Annotated in this window: 15 protein-coding genes; 7 read left to right on the top strand and 8 right to left on the bottom strand. The window is 61.3% G+C overall.

The annotated features are described in order from the left end of the window. Window positions 1-39 precede the first annotated feature (39 nt). Window positions 40-1,230 (bottom strand): phosphoglycerate kinase, encoded by a 1,191-nt coding sequence (locus ACR0JC_RS04280; RefSeq protein WP_480763303.1) that lies wholly within the window; start codon window positions 1,228-1,230, stop codon window positions 40-42. A 134-nt stretch (window positions 1,231-1,364) separates the two neighbouring features. Between ACR0JC_RS04280 and ACR0JC_RS04275 the strand changes: the two genes are divergently transcribed. From ACR0JC_RS04275 to ACR0JC_RS04265, 3 genes are all read left to right on the top strand, one after another. Continuing rightward, window positions 1,365-1,871 (top strand): peptidylprolyl isomerase, encoded by a 507-nt coding sequence (locus ACR0JC_RS04275; protein ID WP_093962382.1) that lies wholly within the window; start codon window positions 1,365-1,367, stop codon window positions 1,869-1,871. Continuing rightward, entirely contained in the window at window positions 1,864-2,409 is a 546-nt protein-coding gene (locus ACR0JC_RS04270) for a peptidylprolyl isomerase (protein ID WP_170338115.1), read from the top strand. Before ACR0JC_RS04275 ends, ACR0JC_RS04270 begins: the two co-directional genes overlap by 8 nt. A gap of 122 nt (window positions 2,410-2,531) precedes the next feature. Next, entirely contained in the window at window positions 2,532-3,494 is a 963-nt protein-coding gene (locus ACR0JC_RS04265) for a DUF3179 domain-containing protein (protein WP_170338116.1), read from the top strand. Between the two features lie 16 nt (window positions 3,495-3,510). On the opposite strand, the gene ACR0JC_RS04260 is transcribed toward ACR0JC_RS04265, so the two are convergent. From ACR0JC_RS04260 to ACR0JC_RS04235, 6 genes are all read right to left on the bottom strand, one after another. Next, window positions 3,511-4,734, bottom strand: coding sequence for a hypothetical protein (locus ACR0JC_RS04260; protein WP_170338625.1), 1,224 nt, complete (start codon window positions 4,732-4,734; stop codon window positions 3,511-3,513). 234 nt (window positions 4,735-4,968) lie between these two features. Next, entirely contained in the window at window positions 4,969-5,658 is a 690-nt protein-coding gene (aqpZ, locus tag ACR0JC_RS04255) for an aquaporin Z (RefSeq protein ID WP_170338627.1), read from the bottom strand. Between the two features lie 179 nt (window positions 5,659-5,837). Then, the gene (locus ACR0JC_RS04250; RefSeq protein ID WP_093962377.1) at window positions 5,838-6,341 is read right to left on the bottom strand and encodes a bactofilin family protein; all 504 of its coding nucleotides are present in this window, start codon (window positions 6,339-6,341) and stop codon (window positions 5,838-5,840) included. Beyond that, window positions 6,331-7,656 carry a DUF5930 domain-containing protein gene (locus ACR0JC_RS04245; RefSeq protein WP_170338629.1) on the bottom strand — a complete coding sequence of 442 codons (1,326 nt, stop codon included), beginning with the start codon at window positions 7,654-7,656 and terminating at the stop codon, window positions 6,331-6,333. Before ACR0JC_RS04245 ends, ACR0JC_RS04250 begins: the two co-directional genes overlap by 11 nt. Window positions 7,657-7,831: 175 nt before the next feature. Then, on the bottom strand, window positions 7,832-8,650 hold the full coding sequence (locus ACR0JC_RS04240) for a ferritin-like domain-containing protein (RefSeq protein WP_170340029.1): 819 nt from the start codon (window positions 8,648-8,650) through the stop codon (window positions 7,832-7,834). A gap of 77 nt (window positions 8,651-8,727) precedes the next feature. Continuing rightward, on the bottom strand, window positions 8,728-9,189 hold the full coding sequence (locus ACR0JC_RS04235; protein ID WP_170338632.1) for a peroxiredoxin: 462 nt from the start codon (window positions 9,187-9,189) through the stop codon (window positions 8,728-8,730). 68 nt (window positions 9,190-9,257) lie between these two features. Between ACR0JC_RS04235 and ACR0JC_RS04230 the strand changes: the two genes are divergently transcribed. From ACR0JC_RS04230 to ACR0JC_RS04215, 4 genes are all read left to right on the top strand, one after another. Then, window positions 9,258-12,644 (top strand): YhdP family protein, encoded by a 3,387-nt coding sequence (locus ACR0JC_RS04230; RefSeq protein WP_367647276.1) that lies wholly within the window; start codon window positions 9,258-9,260, stop codon window positions 12,642-12,644. A 44-nt stretch (window positions 12,645-12,688) separates the two neighbouring features. After that, window positions 12,689-13,735 (top strand): tRNA preQ1(34) S-adenosylmethionine ribosyltransferase-isomerase QueA, encoded by a 1,047-nt coding sequence (gene queA, locus ACR0JC_RS04225; RefSeq protein WP_170340030.1) that lies wholly within the window; start codon window positions 12,689-12,691, stop codon window positions 13,733-13,735. Between the two features lie 108 nt (window positions 13,736-13,843). After that, window positions 13,844-15,115 carry an MFS transporter gene (locus ACR0JC_RS04220; protein WP_170338636.1) on the top strand — a complete coding sequence of 424 codons (1,272 nt, stop codon included), beginning with the start codon at window positions 13,844-13,846 and terminating at the stop codon, window positions 15,113-15,115. 108 nt (window positions 15,116-15,223) lie between these two features. Continuing rightward, window positions 15,224-15,802 (top strand): DUF924 family protein, encoded by a 579-nt coding sequence (locus tag ACR0JC_RS04215; protein ID WP_170338640.1) that lies wholly within the window; start codon window positions 15,224-15,226, stop codon window positions 15,800-15,802. Here ACR0JC_RS04215 and ACR0JC_RS04210 read toward each other — a convergent pair. Next, window positions 15,799-16,230: a hypothetical protein gene (locus ACR0JC_RS04210; RefSeq protein WP_170338134.1), complete on the bottom strand. Its 432-nt coding sequence runs from the start codon at window positions 16,228-16,230 to the stop codon at window positions 15,799-15,801. The two genes, ACR0JC_RS04215 and ACR0JC_RS04210, sit on opposite strands and share 4 nt — an antisense overlap. Between the last annotated feature and the right edge of the window lie 29 nt (window positions 16,231-16,259).

Below are 16,259 nucleotides of genomic sequence, written 5' to 3'. Positions count from 1 at the left end.
AGAGAATACCACGAATGCCGATCGCCAACTAGAATGGGGTTATTGGGCCAGCGCTGCCACACCGGGCAGGGTTTTGCCCTCCATCCATTCCAGGAACGCACCGCCGGCGGTCGAGATGTAGGTGAAGTCCTGCGCGGCACCTGAGGCGTTGAGGGCTGCAACCGTATCGCCGCCACCGGCGACCGACACAAGTTTGCCCGCCCGCGTCAGTTCTGCGGCTTTCAATGCAGCGGCATTTGTCGCTGCGTCGAAGGGTTCCAGTTCGAACGCCCCCAATGGGCCGTTCCAGATCAGAGTCTTGCTCTGTTCGAAGATGGTGCAGATTGCGGCGACGCTGTCCGGCCCGGCGTCCAGGATCATCGAATCTGCGGGGCACTTGTTCGCTGGGACGACCTTGTGTGGGGCGTGTGCTTCGAATTTCTCGGCAACGACAACATCGCTGGGCAGGACGATCCGGCAGCCTGCCTTGTCTGCTTTTGACATGATTTCGGCTGCAGTATCGGTCATCGCGTGCTCGGCCAACGATTTGCCAACGTCCAGCCCTTTGGCCAACAGAAAGGTGTTGGCCATGCCGCCGCCGATGATCAGGTTGTCGACCTTCTCGATCAGGTTGCCCAGTAGATCCAGCTTGGTTGATACCTTGGCCCCACCGACCACGGCGGTCACCGGACGCTGAGGATTGCCCAGAGAGGCTTCGAGTGCGCTGAGCTCTGCCTGCATCAGGCGCCCGGCGCAGGAGGGCAAAAGGCGCGCCAGTGCCTCGGTCGAACTGTGCGCCCGATGAGCCGCCGAGAAAGCGTCGTTGCAGTAGATGTCTCCCATCTTGGCCATACCTTCGGCCAAGGTCATGCTGTTCTGGGTCTCCTCGGCGTGAAAGCGGGTGTTCTCCAGCAGCAAGACCTCGCCGTCACCTTGGTTTGCCGCGGCGATTTCAGCCTCGTATCCGACGCAATCCTCTCCGAAGCGGACCTTGGTTCCAAAGGCGGCTTCCAGCGCGGGCACCAGCTGTTTCAGCGACAGGTTCTGCCGACGCTCACCGCCGGGCCGGCCGAAATGGGCCAGCAGGATGGGTTTGCCGCCAGCGGCCAGAATGTCGCGCACCGTGGGCACGATCCGCTGGATCCGCGTGTCATCGGTCACGGCGCCATCCAGAACCGGGACGTTGATGTCTACGCGCACAAGAACGCGTTTGCCCTGCAAATCCATGTCGTCCAGAGTTTTCCAGCCCATCGTGTCATCCTCGCCGTTGTCACCACGCGTAAGCGGTTCTTTTCCTGCATTTTGCCCTCAGGTCAATGCGTCACTTGGCTTTCGCGCGTCCGGCGCATAGGTATTTGCGCAAATCAATTCCACAGGAGGGCCCCATGGCCGAGATCAAGGATCCCGAAAACACCATCATCATCGAGCTGAAGGACGGTAACGTCGTCATCGAACTGCTGCCGGACGTGGCGCCTCAGCACAGCGAGCGCATGAAGGAACTGGCGCGCGCGGGCGAGTATGACAACGTGGCCTTTCACCGGGTGATCGACGGCTTCATGGCGCAGACCGGCGACGTGCAGCACGGCGACATGGAAGACGGCTTCAACATCCGCATGGCAGGCACTGGCGGGTCGTCCTTGCCGAACCTTCCGGCCGAGTTTTCCAAGTTGCCGCATGACCGGGGCACCCTGGGTGCCGCTCGTTCGGCCAACCCGAACTCGGCCAACTCGCAGTTCTTCATCAACTTCAAGGACAACCACTTCCTCAACGGTCAATACACCGTTTACGGCCGCGTGATCGAGGGGATGGAGCATGTCGATGCCATCACCCGCGGCGAGCCGCCTGCGAACCCCGACCGCATGATCAGCGTCAAGGTGGCCGCCGATGTATAAGCTGGCCGCCGTTTTTACCTTGTTGGCCAGCCCCGCGCTGGCCGCAGGCCTGCAGATCGAAGTCGAGGGCGAGGCCAACGGCACGATCACCATCGACCTGTTCGAGGACGTCGCGCCCAAGCATGTCGAGCAGATCACCGCTCTGGCCGCCGAAGGCAAGTATGACGGGGTGGTGTTCCACCGCGTGATCGAGGGGTTCATGGCACAGACCGGGGACGTGGAATACGGTAAACTGGGCAGCGACATGCGTCGTGCCGGCACCGGCGGTTCAAGCCGTCCGGACCTACCAGCCGAGTTTTCCGAAGTCCCTTACGAGCGCGGCATTGTCGGAATGGCTCGCGCAAGCAATCCGAACAGCGCAAATTCGCAGTTCTTCATCATGTTCGAACCGGCCCCGACCCTGAATGGCCAGTACACGGTGGTGGGCAAGGTGACCGACGGCATGGATGTTGTTGATGCGATCAAACGCGGCACAGGCCCGAACGGCGCGGTGGTCGGCCAACCGGACGTCATGACCAAGGTGACCGTCACCGAATGATCCCTAGACCCGGCGCGGATTGCGCGCCGGGTTGTCCGCGCACGGCGCTTCACGTCCCTGTGTAAGGGGCTTGGCCTGGCCGCACTGCCTGACGCACGATGGCAGCTAGCCAAAGGTGCCTCATGCGATGCCGTCTGTTTGCCCTTCTGCTGTTCTGCGCAACCGCGGTGTCCGCGGACCCGAACCTGTGGCGCGACGAATGGCCCAAAACCGATTTTTCGGTCACCTCGATCGGTGACTGGTCTGAAGTCCGGTCCGGCGGACCGCCGAAAGACGGCATCCCGGCCATCGACAAGCCCGAGTTTGTCCCAGCTACGGCGGAAACCGGGCTGGGGCTGACCGAGGCCGTGATCACGGTGGAACTGCCCGGTACGCGCCCGCGCGCCTATCCCCTGCGTTACCTGATCTGGCATGAAATCGTGAATGATCGGATCGGTAACCGTCCAGTCGCGGTTACCTATTGTCCACTGTGCAATTCGGGGCTGGTTTTTGATCGGCGTATCCCGGGACGGGTTCTCAGTTTCGGCGTGTCCGGCAAGCTGCGAAATTCGGACATGATCATGTATGACCGCGAAACCGAAAGCTGGTGGCAGCAAGCCACCGGCGAGGCGATTGTGGGCCAGTTTACCGGTGCTCAGTTGACAGCGCTGCCAGCGTGGATGGAAGGGTGGGATCAGTTCCGCAAGCGCAATCCCGACGGTCTGGTGATGGCCGAGCCGAATTTTGCGCGGGACTACGGGCGCAACCCTTATCGAGGGTATGACAGCGCGCGCAGACCGTTCCTGTATGACGGCGCGCTGCCTCCGCATGGTATTCAACCGCTCGAACGGGTGGTGCGTGTCGGAGAGCGGGCCTGGCCTCTGACGCGATTGCGTGCGGCTGGGCGATTGTCAGAAGCAGGCGTTGTCATCGTTTGGTCGGCGGGGCAGGCTTCGGCTCTGGACGCCGGGCGCGTCGACAAGGGACGCGACATAGGATCGATCCGCGTCACGGATGGTGCCGGACGGGATGTCGTTCATGATGTGATGTTCGCGTTTGCCTTCCACGCCTTCTGGCCCGACGGTATCTGGATGACAGGGCGCTGACCCGCGCGCCGCGCGATCAATTCACCTGTCTGGCAACGCTCCGGGTCCAGCCGCTCAGGCCGCGTCGGATGCGGGCCAGAAGACCGTATTCGTTCACGTGCTTTTTGTAGGCTCGGTAGGACGGCGCGCGTGACAGGCAGCGCTCTTCGTGCCAGGCCCGTGCGAAATAGATCAGGTTCACACCCAGGAGGGCCAGACAGTTGGCCAGGCCTGCCCAGAAGTCGACCGCGATGAACGGGATCGAAATCATCCACCAGGTGATGTTCTTGCTGATGTAGGACGGGTGTTTGCTGATGTTGTAGGGAAAGTCGCAGGCCAGCCCGCGATAGGTCAGGTTCGAGAACCGCAGACCCATGCGCGCGGCGGTCAGGCAATAGACCGCCAGGAAGAACAGGATGGTGCCGCCCCACAATCCGTAGAGGACAGGGTAATCCCACAGCCAGACACCCCAGGCGAAGCCATCCTCGACATAGTTGAAATAGCTGCGTGACAGCAGTTGCCAGAACGGGGCATAGCAGATCACGCAGACCAGCCATCCGCTCACCGTCGTCTCGGTCCAGCGGATATGAGAGGTCAGAAGCCGGGTGGCAGTGGCATAGCCGATGGTGACGATTGTCAGGTCCAGAAAGAAGGCAAAGCGGTAGAGATATGCATAGGCCTGCTGAAAATCCTGCGCATCCCACAGCGAACGGGTCTGCAGAAAGCTCCAGTCATAGACCAGATAGCAGAACATCAGTGGCAGAAAGAATCCTTTGACGCCCAGCCCAAGAAGAAAGGATTTCAACTCGCGGGCCCCGGTGGATTGGCGACCAAAAGACAAAACCACACGTCCCAGATGCCACATGCCGTCGCGAGGATGCCGCATCGAGAAATGAACCGCCGTGACAACGGAAAGGACAATCGCAAGGATCAGCGGCCAGTAGTCGCCGAACAGCGAAAAGAACGGCTGATACCATTCATCCCGGTAGAGGTCGGCGGTGGAGTAGAACAGCGCAAGCAGCGCGAGACTGGCCGACAGACCAATAAGTTTGATCCAGAAATCAGCCAGATACGCCGGGTCTTTGAAGTTTTCCGGGTTGTAGACCAAGCCGCTGCCCGGCTTGCGATGAATTCGTGCTATGAAAATCTCGGATAGGGCCAGAATGGCAAAGATCGTCAGAGCGAACAGAACAGTCTGATCCCGATCAGAGACCGCGCCGAGGTCTGGCCAGAAATAATGAACCAGCGGAATACTGGCCATAGCAATCCATGCGGTGGATGCGGGAATTGCGGAAGCGGGGCGCCGGAACTTTGGCCAGGAAATCATGATCAGGTCTTTCACAGAGTTATGCGAATTCTGGCGGTTCGTTCCGGAAATTCAACCACCCTGATCCGACCGGTCGAATTCTTGCCGCGGGTGTGGCCCTCGCAACCGGAAAACAGGGTCACCTCCCGGCGTGGGCCGGGAGGGGTTTTGCATTAGTAGGACGAGTTCCTATTCGTCCGAGGCCATCATCTTCCAGATCGCGGCCCCCAAAGCGCCACCGATCAGTGGGGCGACCCAGAACAGCCACAGCTGCGCCAATGCGGGTCCATCGGCAAACAGCGCCACCCCGGTCGAGCGGGCCGGATTCACCGACGTATTGGTGACCGGGATCGAAATCAGGTGGATCAGCGTCAGCCCAAGGCCGATGGCAATGGGCGCAAATCCGGCTGGAGCCTTTTCGGATGTCGCGCCCAGAATGATGATAAGGAAGAAGGCGGTCAAAACGATCTCTATCACCAGCGCCGACATCATCGAAAACCCTTCGGGCGAGGCCTCACCATACCCGTTCGAAGCAAAACTGCCAACGCCTTCGAAGCCGGGTGCGCCGCTCACGATCACGTACAGAACGGCTGCGGCCAGTATCGCCCCAAGCACCTGCACAGCCCAGTAGGGCAGCAGATCCTTGGACGGGAAACGCCCACCGATCATCAGCCCGAGGCTGACGGCGGGGTTGAAGTGACCACCCGATATGTGGCCGACCGCAAAGGCCATGGTCAGGACCGTCAGGCCGAAGGCGAACGACACGCCCAGCCATCCGATGCCCACATCGGCGACCCCGGCAGCCAGCACCGCGCTGCCACAACCGCCGAGAACCAGCCAGAACGTGCCGAAGAATTCGGCCATCAGTTTTGCTCGCATGATAAAACCTCCCAATTTCAACGAGGTGAAGTTTAATTCAAAAAACACCTTTTGTGAAAATGTATCGCGCGTGCAGGGCTTTGCGGCCCTGATAGGGGGCCGGATTGTTGCCTGATGGGCATAGAAAAACGCCGCGGACAGGGGCCGCGGCGTTCTTGGAGCTCGGTACTCGGAGCGGTTTACTGGCTGACTTCAGCCGCCGGATTGGCTCCGGTTTTGCCGCTGCGTCCTGGGTTCAGCGGATCGTCCTGACGCTGAACCGAGCCTTCGAAATGCGCGCCGCTTTCGATGGCGATGGTCTTGTGGATGATGTCGCCCTCAACCCGAGCGGTCGAGGTCAGACGTACTTTCAGACCACGCACGCGACCCACGATGCGGCCGTTCACGACCACGTCGTCCGCGGTCACTTCGCCTTTGATGGTCGCGGTTTCGCCGATGGTCAGCAGATGCGCGCGGATATCGCCTTCGATGGTGCCTTCGACCTGGATGTCACCGGTGGTCTTGATGTTGCCGGTGATATGCAGGTCCGACGACAGAACCGATGCCGGCGGCTTGGGCTTGGGCGCGGTGCTTGCGGCCTTCTGTTCGGTCGGGGCAGGGGTCGCCTGAGGCGCCGGGGCTGCCGGCTTGGCCGTTTCGGATGCCTTGGGTGCGGGCTCGTTGATTTTGCTTTTAGAAAACATTGTTCGCAGCCTTGATGAAGTCCATTGGGTTTACAGGTTTTCCGTTCACGCGCACCTCGTAGTGCAGATGCGTTCCGGTCGACCGTCCGGAATTACCCATATCAGCAATGTGATCCCCGCGCGAGACCCTTTGGCCGACCTTCACGCGGATCTTCGAGTTATGGGCATAAAGTGTCTCAACCCCGAAGGCGTGCTTTATCTTGATCAGACGGCCATAGCCGGATTGCCAGCCCGCATGGGTCACGACACCGTCGGCGGTGGCGAAGATATCCGTGCCCGTCGGGGCCGCAAAGTCGGTGCCCTTGTGCATCCGGCGCCCGCCGGTTTTGGGGTCGCGGCGATAACCATATCCGCTGGTGAACCGGAACGCCGATTTGACCGGTGTGGCAAACGGGGCCTTTTCGGCCGCTATGCGATACAGATTCAGCTGGTCCATCTGCTGCAGAAGCTGATTTGCGCGCACCTCATCTGCCGAAAGCTCTTCGCCGCGGGTACTGAAGGAAATCGGCGTCAGCGGCCCACCCATGCCGCTGTAGCCGCGCCGCACTTCGTCAAGCATCCGGTCGGTGGGCATTCCGGCCTCGCGGAACATCTTGTCCAGCGGTTCGACCGAGATCACCATGGCTTCTTCCAGCTGGCGGAAGATCTCGTCATTGCGCTCCTGCATCAGCAGGATTTCCAGCTCAAGCTCATCGCGCTGGTCCAGCGCCGCCTGTGCATCCGTGGCGATCTGGTCCCGCTGCTGTGCTGTCCGGGTCAGGGCGTCGGCCATGAATTCGATCTGTGCCGGAGCGGCAGAGGCGAACATCGCAACCGATGCGCCATCGGATTTCGCCTGAAGCTCGGCGAGCTGGGCCCGGGCTTCCTCACGCTGCTTCATGGTCGACCGCAGGGTGGTCTGAATGACCTCGATGCCGGTTTCCAGCTCGCGTCGACGGTTTTCGGATTCCAGCAGTTCCGACTGCATCGCCGAGATCTGCTGAAGCGCCGAGTTGAACCGGGCGTGTGCGGCCAGTGCTTCCTGAGCCCGCGCGTCGCGTTCCTGCGACAGAATGTTCAGCCGTTCCTGGTATGTCGCCTGATCGCGTTTGGCCTGTTCACGGAAATTGCCCGACCCGATGCTGTCCATCAGAAGGATCGCCGTGGCGACCGCCGTCCAGCCGACCATGATCGAAACGCCAAGTGCGGCCACGATCTGCGTCTCCGAGCTGAGCCGGATGAAGCGTGTGTCATTGTCGGATTTCAAGAAGACCCGGCGTTCCGGGAAGTGCCGTTCGAGCAGTGAGTGTAGTTTGATTGCCAGACGTGTTCTCACGCGCCTTACCTCTCATCCCCAATGTCGGGACCGGTCGTGAGTGGATCGCCGCCCCTTGGGCCGATTGCTTAAAGGGCCGGTCCCGGTTGGGCAAGTTTGTTAACCGATTGGTCGACAATTACGGTGTTTTCCCGCACGTCATCGGCAGAAAATTGCCGAAAGCGGCGCGACTCCGTCAGCGTTTCGCGTCTCCCGGGGCCGGCAGATCCTCGGTCAAAGGCCAGTAGAAATCGGGCGGCAGGCCGGCTTCGGCCCGCTTTTCCTCGTTGAAGGGCGGCTTGAGCGCGCCATGGAAATAGCGCCGGACCAGTTGATGGAACACGTCCTTGGGGTCGGCATTCTCGCGGCCGCACAGAAAGTGGAACCATTTCGAGCCATAGGCCACATGCCCGACCTCTTCGGCGTAGATCACCTCAAGCGCGGCCACGGCCTGATCGGCCTTTGCCTTGCGGAAGATGTCGATCATGCCCGGTGTCACGTCGAGGCCGCGAGCCTCGAGCACCATCGGCACCACCGCCAGCCGGCCCATCAGGTCTTCGGCGGTGTCCTCGGCCGCACGCCACATCCCGGCATGGGCGGGCAGGGCGCCGTAGTGGCTGCCCATCGCTTCCAGGCAGTCGCAGACCATTTCGAAATGGCGCGATTCCTCCTCGGCGCATTTGACCCAGTCGTCGTAGAATCCGATCGGCATCGGCACATGTCCAAACCGGGCGATGACGTCCCAGTGCAGGTCCACGGCATTCAACTCGATATGGGCCACAGCGTGCAGCAGCGCGATGCGTCCAGCCTCCGAGCCGGGGCGACGGCGCGGCACGTCGCGTGGCGACAGCAGCTCGGGCTTGTCAGGACGCGACGGATGCAGCGGTGGCGTGGCTGTTCCGACTTCGATCGCGGGGGCGTCGCCGCTGCGCGCTGCAAACCAGTCGGCGGCATAGCGTTTTGAGAGGGCGGTCTTGGACCGCCCATCCGCAGTGGTCAGAACCTCGGTTGCCATCTGGGTCAGGGTTTTGGCCACGGTAATCCTCGGGTTGGATGAAAACTGCCGCCTCTTAGACCGGATGGCCCGCAGCGTCAAAGCGCGCGTACGGCCTCCAGCACCTCATCCACATGGCCGGGAACTTTGACCTTGCGCCAGACGCGGGCGATCTTTCCGTCGGCGTCGATCAGGAAGGTCGAGCGCTCGATCCCCATCGACTTCTTGCCATACATGTTTTTTTCGACCCAGACGCCGTAATCCTCGCACACGGTCGAACCTTCGTCGGACAGCAGCGGAGTGGTCAGCCCGTGCTTGGCGACGAACTTGTCATGCTTGGCAACGCTGTCGCGAGAGATGCCGAAAACCTGTGCGCCGGCGTCGGCAAAGGATTGAAGCTGCTCCGAGAAACCGATGGATTCCTTGGTGCAGCCCGGCGTATCATCGCGGGGATAAAAGAACAGAACAACGGGACGACCTCGCAGGTCCGACAGGGTGACCGTGCCGCCGCCATCGCGGGGCAAGGTGAAATCGGGGGCGATGTCTGCAACGTCAGGCATTTTGAACTCCGGTCAGGATTTGTAGGTGATGCCGCGTATCATAGGGCGGCTCGGGCAGGTTGAAAGACGTGGACGGCAAATTGGCGCAAGACGAACAGGACGAGGCTGAGAAGGGCGGGAAACCGCTGCGCCGCCGATCCCGTCGGCGGACAGCCGGGCTGTGGGCCTTGCGCGGGGTGTTCCTGCTGGTGTTTCTGGCCGTCCTGTCCGGGGTCATGGTGTTTGGCCATCGGATCCACGCGCCGGAATGGCTGCGCGACCGGGTCGAAACGCGGCTGGAAAACGCATTGGGCGGCCTGCAGATCCGGTTCGGCGACGTCAGCTTTATCATCAACAAGGAATGGCGCCCGCGTCTGCGGCTCAGCGATGTTTCGATCAGCGACGCCGAGGGGCGCCAGATCGCACAGGTCTCGAGCATGCAGGCCAGCCTGGCGATGCGCCCGCTGCTGCGCGGCCATGTCCGGCCCAAGCGGATCACCCTCAACGGCGCGCAGATCGCATTGACCCGAGCCGAGGACGGATCGCTCTCGCTGACCGTCGGTTCCGGCAGCGCGCCTGTGCAGAATGCGCCAACCTTGGCCGAATTGATCGAACAGTCCGATCAGGTCTTCCTGTCACCGGTCCTGTCGTCCCTGACTTCGGTCGAGCTTGACGCCATTACGCTGGATTACCGCGACTTGCGCCTTGGGCGGTCCTGGGTTCTGGACGGCGGGCATATTCTGGCGACGCGGAGCGAAGGCGCCTTGCGCCTGGCGACCGGGTTCTCGGTGTTGGCGGGCCGTGACTATGTCAGCATGATCGAAGCGAACTACACCAGCACGCTCGGCTCACCCGAGGCGCAGTTCGGGATTTCGATCACCGATCTTCCGGCGACCGACGTGGCGGCGCAATCCCCGGCACTGGCCTGGTTGCAGGTATTGGACACGCCGATCTCGGGCGCATTGCGCGGCAGTATCGACGGGGCCGGCGCGCTCGGGCCGGTATTTGCAACCTTGAACCTTGGGGCCGGGGCCGTTCAGCCCAACCCCGAGACCCGACCGGTTCCGTTCGACTCGGCCCGCACGTATTTCACCTATGACCCGGCGCAGCAGGTTCTGGATTTCAACGAGGTTTCCGTGGTGTCGGGCTGGGGCAGCGTACAGGGCGAGGGCAAAGCCTATCTGAAGGGTGTAGAGGCCGGCGCGCTGGAAAGCATGGCGGTGCAGTTCCGTCTGAACGGTATCCGGGTGAACCCAGCCGACCTGTTCGTTGATGCGCTAGAGGTCAAGCAGGCCGATCTGGACTTTCAAGTGCGCCTGAACCCCTTCCGGCTGCAGCTGGGGCAGGTCGTGGTCGAGGATGGCGAAGACCTATTGCGCGCTTCGGGCGAGCTTGTGGGCCTGCCGGAGGGGTGGAGCGTGGATCTGAACGCGCGGCTGGGGCACATGGCATCAGACAAGCTGCTGCATTACTGGCCGCCCCGATTGGCTCCGAAGCCGCGCAAATGGGTGACCGAGAACCTGTACGAAGGCAATCTGTCGGACATGGACTTCGTTCTGAGGCTGCGGCCCGGAGACTCCAAGCCCGAACTGTATCTTGATTTCGATTTCGATGATGCGCTGGTTCGGTTTGCCAAGACCTTGCCGCCGATCCAAGGCGGGCGTGGGCAGGCCACGCTGATTGGCCGTCGATTCACGGTGACCGCCCGCAAGGGCGTGGTGATCGCCGATGACGGTGGCGCGGTTGATGCCTCTGGGACGTCGTTCATCATCCCGGATACAGACATCAAAAAGAATACACCGGGCATTGTGCGTGTTCAGGCCAGTGGCAGTGTGACCTCGGCCTTGTCGTTGCTTGACCGGGCGCCGCTGCAATTGCTGACCAAGGCAAACCTTCCGGTCGATCTGGCTTCGGGCAGCGTGCGACTGGGCGGCACTCTGTCTCTGCCCTTGATCAAGGGGTTGAAATTCGAGGACACGCAATTTCACTTTCTGGGAGAATTGATTGATCTGGATACGGAAAAACTGGTTCCGGGCTTCCGCATCAGCGCCGCCAAACTGCGCCTGAGCGGGGATCAGACCCAGGTGGCCATAGACGGAGACGGTCTGTTCGGTGAGGTGCCGATACAGGCGACTTGGCGACAGCCGATCGGCGGCAAGACAGCACAACGCAGCACGCTCAGCGGGCAGATCGAACTGTCCCCGCGGCTGATGGATGAACTGAAGGCCGGATTGCCGTCCGGTATGCTGACCGGGCAAGGCGTGGCGGAGATCAGTCTTGGAATTGGAGGGGGAGAGCCGACAAAGCTGACCGCGACCTCTGATCTGGTCGGCGTCGGAATGGCAATTCCCGAACTGGGTTGGCAAAAATCCGCAGCCACTGCCGGCACGTTGGCCACCGAGGCGGCGCTGGGCGATCAACTGCGAGTGGACAGCCTGCGGATTGATGCCGCCGGATTGCGCGCGGTGGCTTCGATCTCGATCGCGAATGGCGCTTTGGATCGGGTTCAGTTCAGTTCTTTTGAACTGGGCGATTGGTTGGCTGTTCCGGCCGAGTTGATCGGCCGTGGTGCCGCGGCGCCGGATATCCGCGTTTTGGGCGGCGTTCTCAACCTGGGCAAAGCGACGTTCGGCAGCGGCAGCGGCGGCGGCGCGTCATCGGGTCGAGGTCCGAACCTTGACGTGGCGCTGGACCGGCTGCAGGTGACCGAGGAAGTGGCCCTGACCGGTTTGAAGGGCAATTTCGAAACGACCGGAGGGTTGAAGGGTGGATTTTCCGCTCAGGTCAACGGAGGCGCCCCGGTCCAGGGGCAGGTTGTGCCCAGCGGATCGCGCAGTGCGGTCAGCCTGCAATCCGTGGACGCCGGTGCGGTACTGCGGTCTGCCGGTTTGTTGACCCAGGCCAGAGGAGGAAAGCTGCAACTCCGGTTGAATCCGGTGGCTGGCCCGGGCAACTACGATCTGACCCTGAAAATCACGGACACGCGGATCCAGGATGCTCCGGCCATGGCGGCGTTGCTGAATGCCATCAGTCTGGTCGGTCTACTGACCGAGATGGCCGGGCAGGGGATCTACTTCTCATCAATCGACAGCGAGATGCGGATCACGCCGACCGAGGTCAAGATTCTCAGCGGCAGTGCGGTTGGACCGTCGATGGGGCTGTCCTTCGACGGGACTGTGGATACCGAACGAAAGTTCCTGAACCTGCGCGGCGCGATCTCTCCGATCTATATGGTGAACGCGATTGGCAGCGTCCTGACCAAGAAGGGCGAGGGCGTATTCGCGTTCAACTATACGCTGGTGGGCCCGATCTCGGCCCCGCAAGTGTCCGTGAACCCGCTGTCCGGTCTGGCGCCACTGTTTCTGCGCAACTTGCTACGAGAACCTGCCCCAACCGTTTCCGACGGCCCCAACGCAACGCCTGTCGCACCGGACGGACCCAGCCCGTCGGTGGGAAGCCGGGGCGAGGACCGCTGACGCAGAGTGTGGCCGAATCTGTTCGGGCGATGTATGGCGCGGCCATGAAGCTGAGTGATTTCGATTTCTACCTGCCTGATGACCTGATTGCCACGCGGCCCGCCAGTCCGCGGTCTTCGGCGCGCCTGCTGGTGGCACAGGGTGACGCGATCTCGGATGATCGGGTGTTCAACCTGCCCGACTGGCTTAGCCCCGGTGATCGGCTGGTGCTTAACGACACGCGCGTCATCCCGGCCCGGCTGAGCGGCCGGCGTCATCGCGACAGCGCCCAGGGTCCGGTCTCGGCCGCGATCGAGGCCACCTTGCTGGAGCCCAGCGCCGACGGGACCTGGGGTGCATTACTGAAACCGCTCAAGAAGATCCGGGTGGGCGAAGAAATTGTGTTCTCCGACGACCTCAGCGCGGTTCTGGAAGGGGTCGCTGACGGCCAGGCCCATCTGCGCTTCAATCTGAAGGGCGATGATTTCGACCAGGCGCTCGAGCAGGCCGGAGCAATGCCTTTGCCCCCCTACATCGCGGCCAAACGGCCCGCGGACGAGCGTGACAAGACTGATTATCAGACCGTTTGGGCGCGGCAGGCCGGGGCTGTGGCGGCACCGACCGCCTCTCTGCACTTTGACGAGCCATTGTTGCAGGCCCTTGCGGATCGGGGAGTCGAGTTCACCCATGTTACCCTGCACGTCGGGGCCGGAACGTTCCTGCCGGTCAAGGTCGAGGATGTGACGACCCACAAGATGCACGCCGAATGGGGACAGGTCAGCCCGCAGGCCGCAGCCGAGATTCAGGCGACCAAAGCCTCGGGTGGTCGCGTCATCCCGGTCGGCACCACCGCCTTGCGACTGATCGAAAGTGCCGCGCGCGATGGATCGATCCAGCCTTGGGAGGGGGAGACCGACATCTTCATCTACCCCGGCTTCCAGTTTCAGGTCACCGACGCGCTGATGACCAATTTCCATCTGCCGAAATCGACGCTTCTGATGCTGGTTTCGGCGCTGATGGGACGGGACAGGATGCTGAGGGTCTATGATCATGCGATCAAAAGTGGCTATCGCTTCTTTTCCTATGGTGACGCGTCGCTTTTGATCCCTTAGAGGGCGGGATCGCGGGATCGAATCTGGTGAATGTCGTAGACAAGCGCGACCGGGACATCGTTTGATCCTTTAACGAAAGCCATTGTTCAGCGGATTTGGAGTGCAAACATGCTTCAGGTACTTGCCAGCGCGTGGGCGCTTCTACTCGGAATGGGTCTGCTGATGATCGGCAACGGCCTGCAGGGCACCCTGTTGGGTGTCCGGGGCGAGATCGAAGGGTTTTCGACCCTGCAGATGTCATTTGTCATGTCCGCGTATTTCGTGGGCTTTCTGGGCGGATCCCGACTTGCACCCGAGATGATACGGCGGGTCGGGCACGTGCGGGTCTTCGCGGCGCTGGCGTCCTTCATCTCTGCCGTGATGATCAGCTATCCGATGCTGACCGATCCGATCGCGTGGTCGCTGGGTCGTGTGGTGATCGGGTTCTGCTTTTCCGGCGTGTACGTGACCGCCGAAAGCTGGCTGAACAACGCCGCGAGCAACGAAAACCGTGGCCAGGCATTGTCGCTTTACATGATCGTCCAGATGATCGGCATTGTAAGCGCGCAGGCACTGATGCTTGCGGGTGACCCGGCCGGGTACGAAACCTTTGTGATTGCCTCGATCCTGGTTTCCGTTTCCTTTGCTCCGATCCTGTTGTCGATTTCTCCGACCCCGGCTTTTGATACGACCAAGCCGATGACGCTCAGGCAGCTGATGGACACGTCGCCCTTGGGCTGTGTCGGCATGTTTCTGTTGGGTGGCATCTTCTCGGCTCAGTTCGGCATGGCCGCGGTTTATGGCGCGCGGGCAGGGCTGACACTGGTCGAGATTTCAACCTTCGTGGCGTCATTCTACATCGGCGCGTTGGTTCTGCAGTATCCGTTGGGCTGGTTTTCGGACCGTATGGACCGGCGCCTGTTGATCCTGCTGGTGTCGGTCGTGGGCGGCATCAGTGCGGCGGTGGGCATGGTTTTCGGGGTCGACTTCCCGGTTTTGCTGGCTGCGGCCTTTGTCATCGGCGGCATGTCCAATCCACTGTATTCCCTGCTGATCGCCTACACCAACGACTACCTCGAACACGAAGATATGGCAGCCGCGTCCGGCGGGCTGATTTTCATCAACGGGCTTGGCGCAATTGCCGGCCCGCTGATCACCGGTTGGTTGATGGGGGATGCCGTGTTCGGGCCGTCCGGCTTCTTCCTGTTCATTGCCGCACTACTGTTTGCCATGGCGGTCTATGCGGTCTACCGGATGACCCAGCGGGCCTCGGTGCCCGTGGACGAGACCGGCACCATGTCGCCCCTGTACCCGACGGCATCGCCGGTCGCACTGGAAGTTGCGCAAGAAGTCGCGATCGAAGCGGCGCAGGACGAAGAGGAAGAACACCAACCTGCCTGACCGCCGGATTTGTGTCGTCAATGTTGCAATATGTTACTGTAACAGGTCTGTAAAACCGACTTATATGACGTTACGTCCCTCGGGGGGGAACAGACGGAGTCAAGGGCAATGGTTGGTCCTGAAGAAGTACTGAGTTTCTGGTTGGATGAAGTAGGCCCCGAGGGGTGGTACCGCGAAGATGAAGCGCTAGATGCGCAGATACGGGACCGCTTCCTTGAGACATGGCAAGCCGCGTGCGGGGGTAAGTTCTCTCTTTGGTTGACATATCCCAGCGGATCGCTGGCCTATATCATCCTCATGGATCAGTTTCCGCGCAACATGTTCCGAGGCAGCGGCAAAGCCTTCTCATCCGACAAGGCGGCACTGGCAGCAGCGAAATGTGCCGTCGACAAGGAATGGGATCTGAAGATCGACGAGCCAGCCCGACAGTTCTTCTACCTGCCGATGATGCACTCAGAGAATCTGTGCGATCAGGAGCGTTGTGTGCGCCTGATGTGCCAGCGCATGCCGGAACATGGTGCAAGCAATCTGCTGCATGCCCGCGCCCATCGTGAGGTGATCCGCAAGTTCGGGCGTTTCCCGTACCGCAACGCGGCGCTTGCCCGTGAGACTACGGCACCCGAAGCCGCATATGTCAGCGGCGGTGGATACGGCACAACGGTGCGTGAGTTGCAGGCGGCGGGCTAGGCCGCCTCTCCACATCCGCGCAATTCGATCAGCCTGGCCGTTGTGGCATCGACGGCCGTGGTGATTGCGTAATCAATCAGTAGCTGAGGATTTTCGACCAGTTCGTTGAGGCGAGCCTGCGTGGTTTCCAGCTTGGCCTGAACCTCGTCCAATCGCACCAGCGCCTGCTGAAGCTTCTGCTTCAACTCCGGCTCATCATCTCCCAGGATGCGAATACCGGACAGATCAGCGCGCAGACTTGCAAGATCCTCTCGGACGCCCTGCGCCTGTTCACGCAGCGGCTGAACGATTTGCAGGCTTTCTCTGAAGTTGTCCTGAATATTCTCGACGCTTCGCGCCAGCTTCCAACCAAGGAACAGACACAGAGCCACAAGGATCAGTGTGGCGTTCAAAAGGGCAAGCAACAAATCTTTGAGAGTCTTGGCCATGATTGGTTTCCCTAAAATCTGCAGATCCG

Source organism: Ruegeria sp. CH5, from assembly GCF_056537025.1.
The sequence above is the reverse complement of the archived record's forward strand: the minus strand, read 5'-3'. Positions and strand labels throughout refer to the sequence as shown.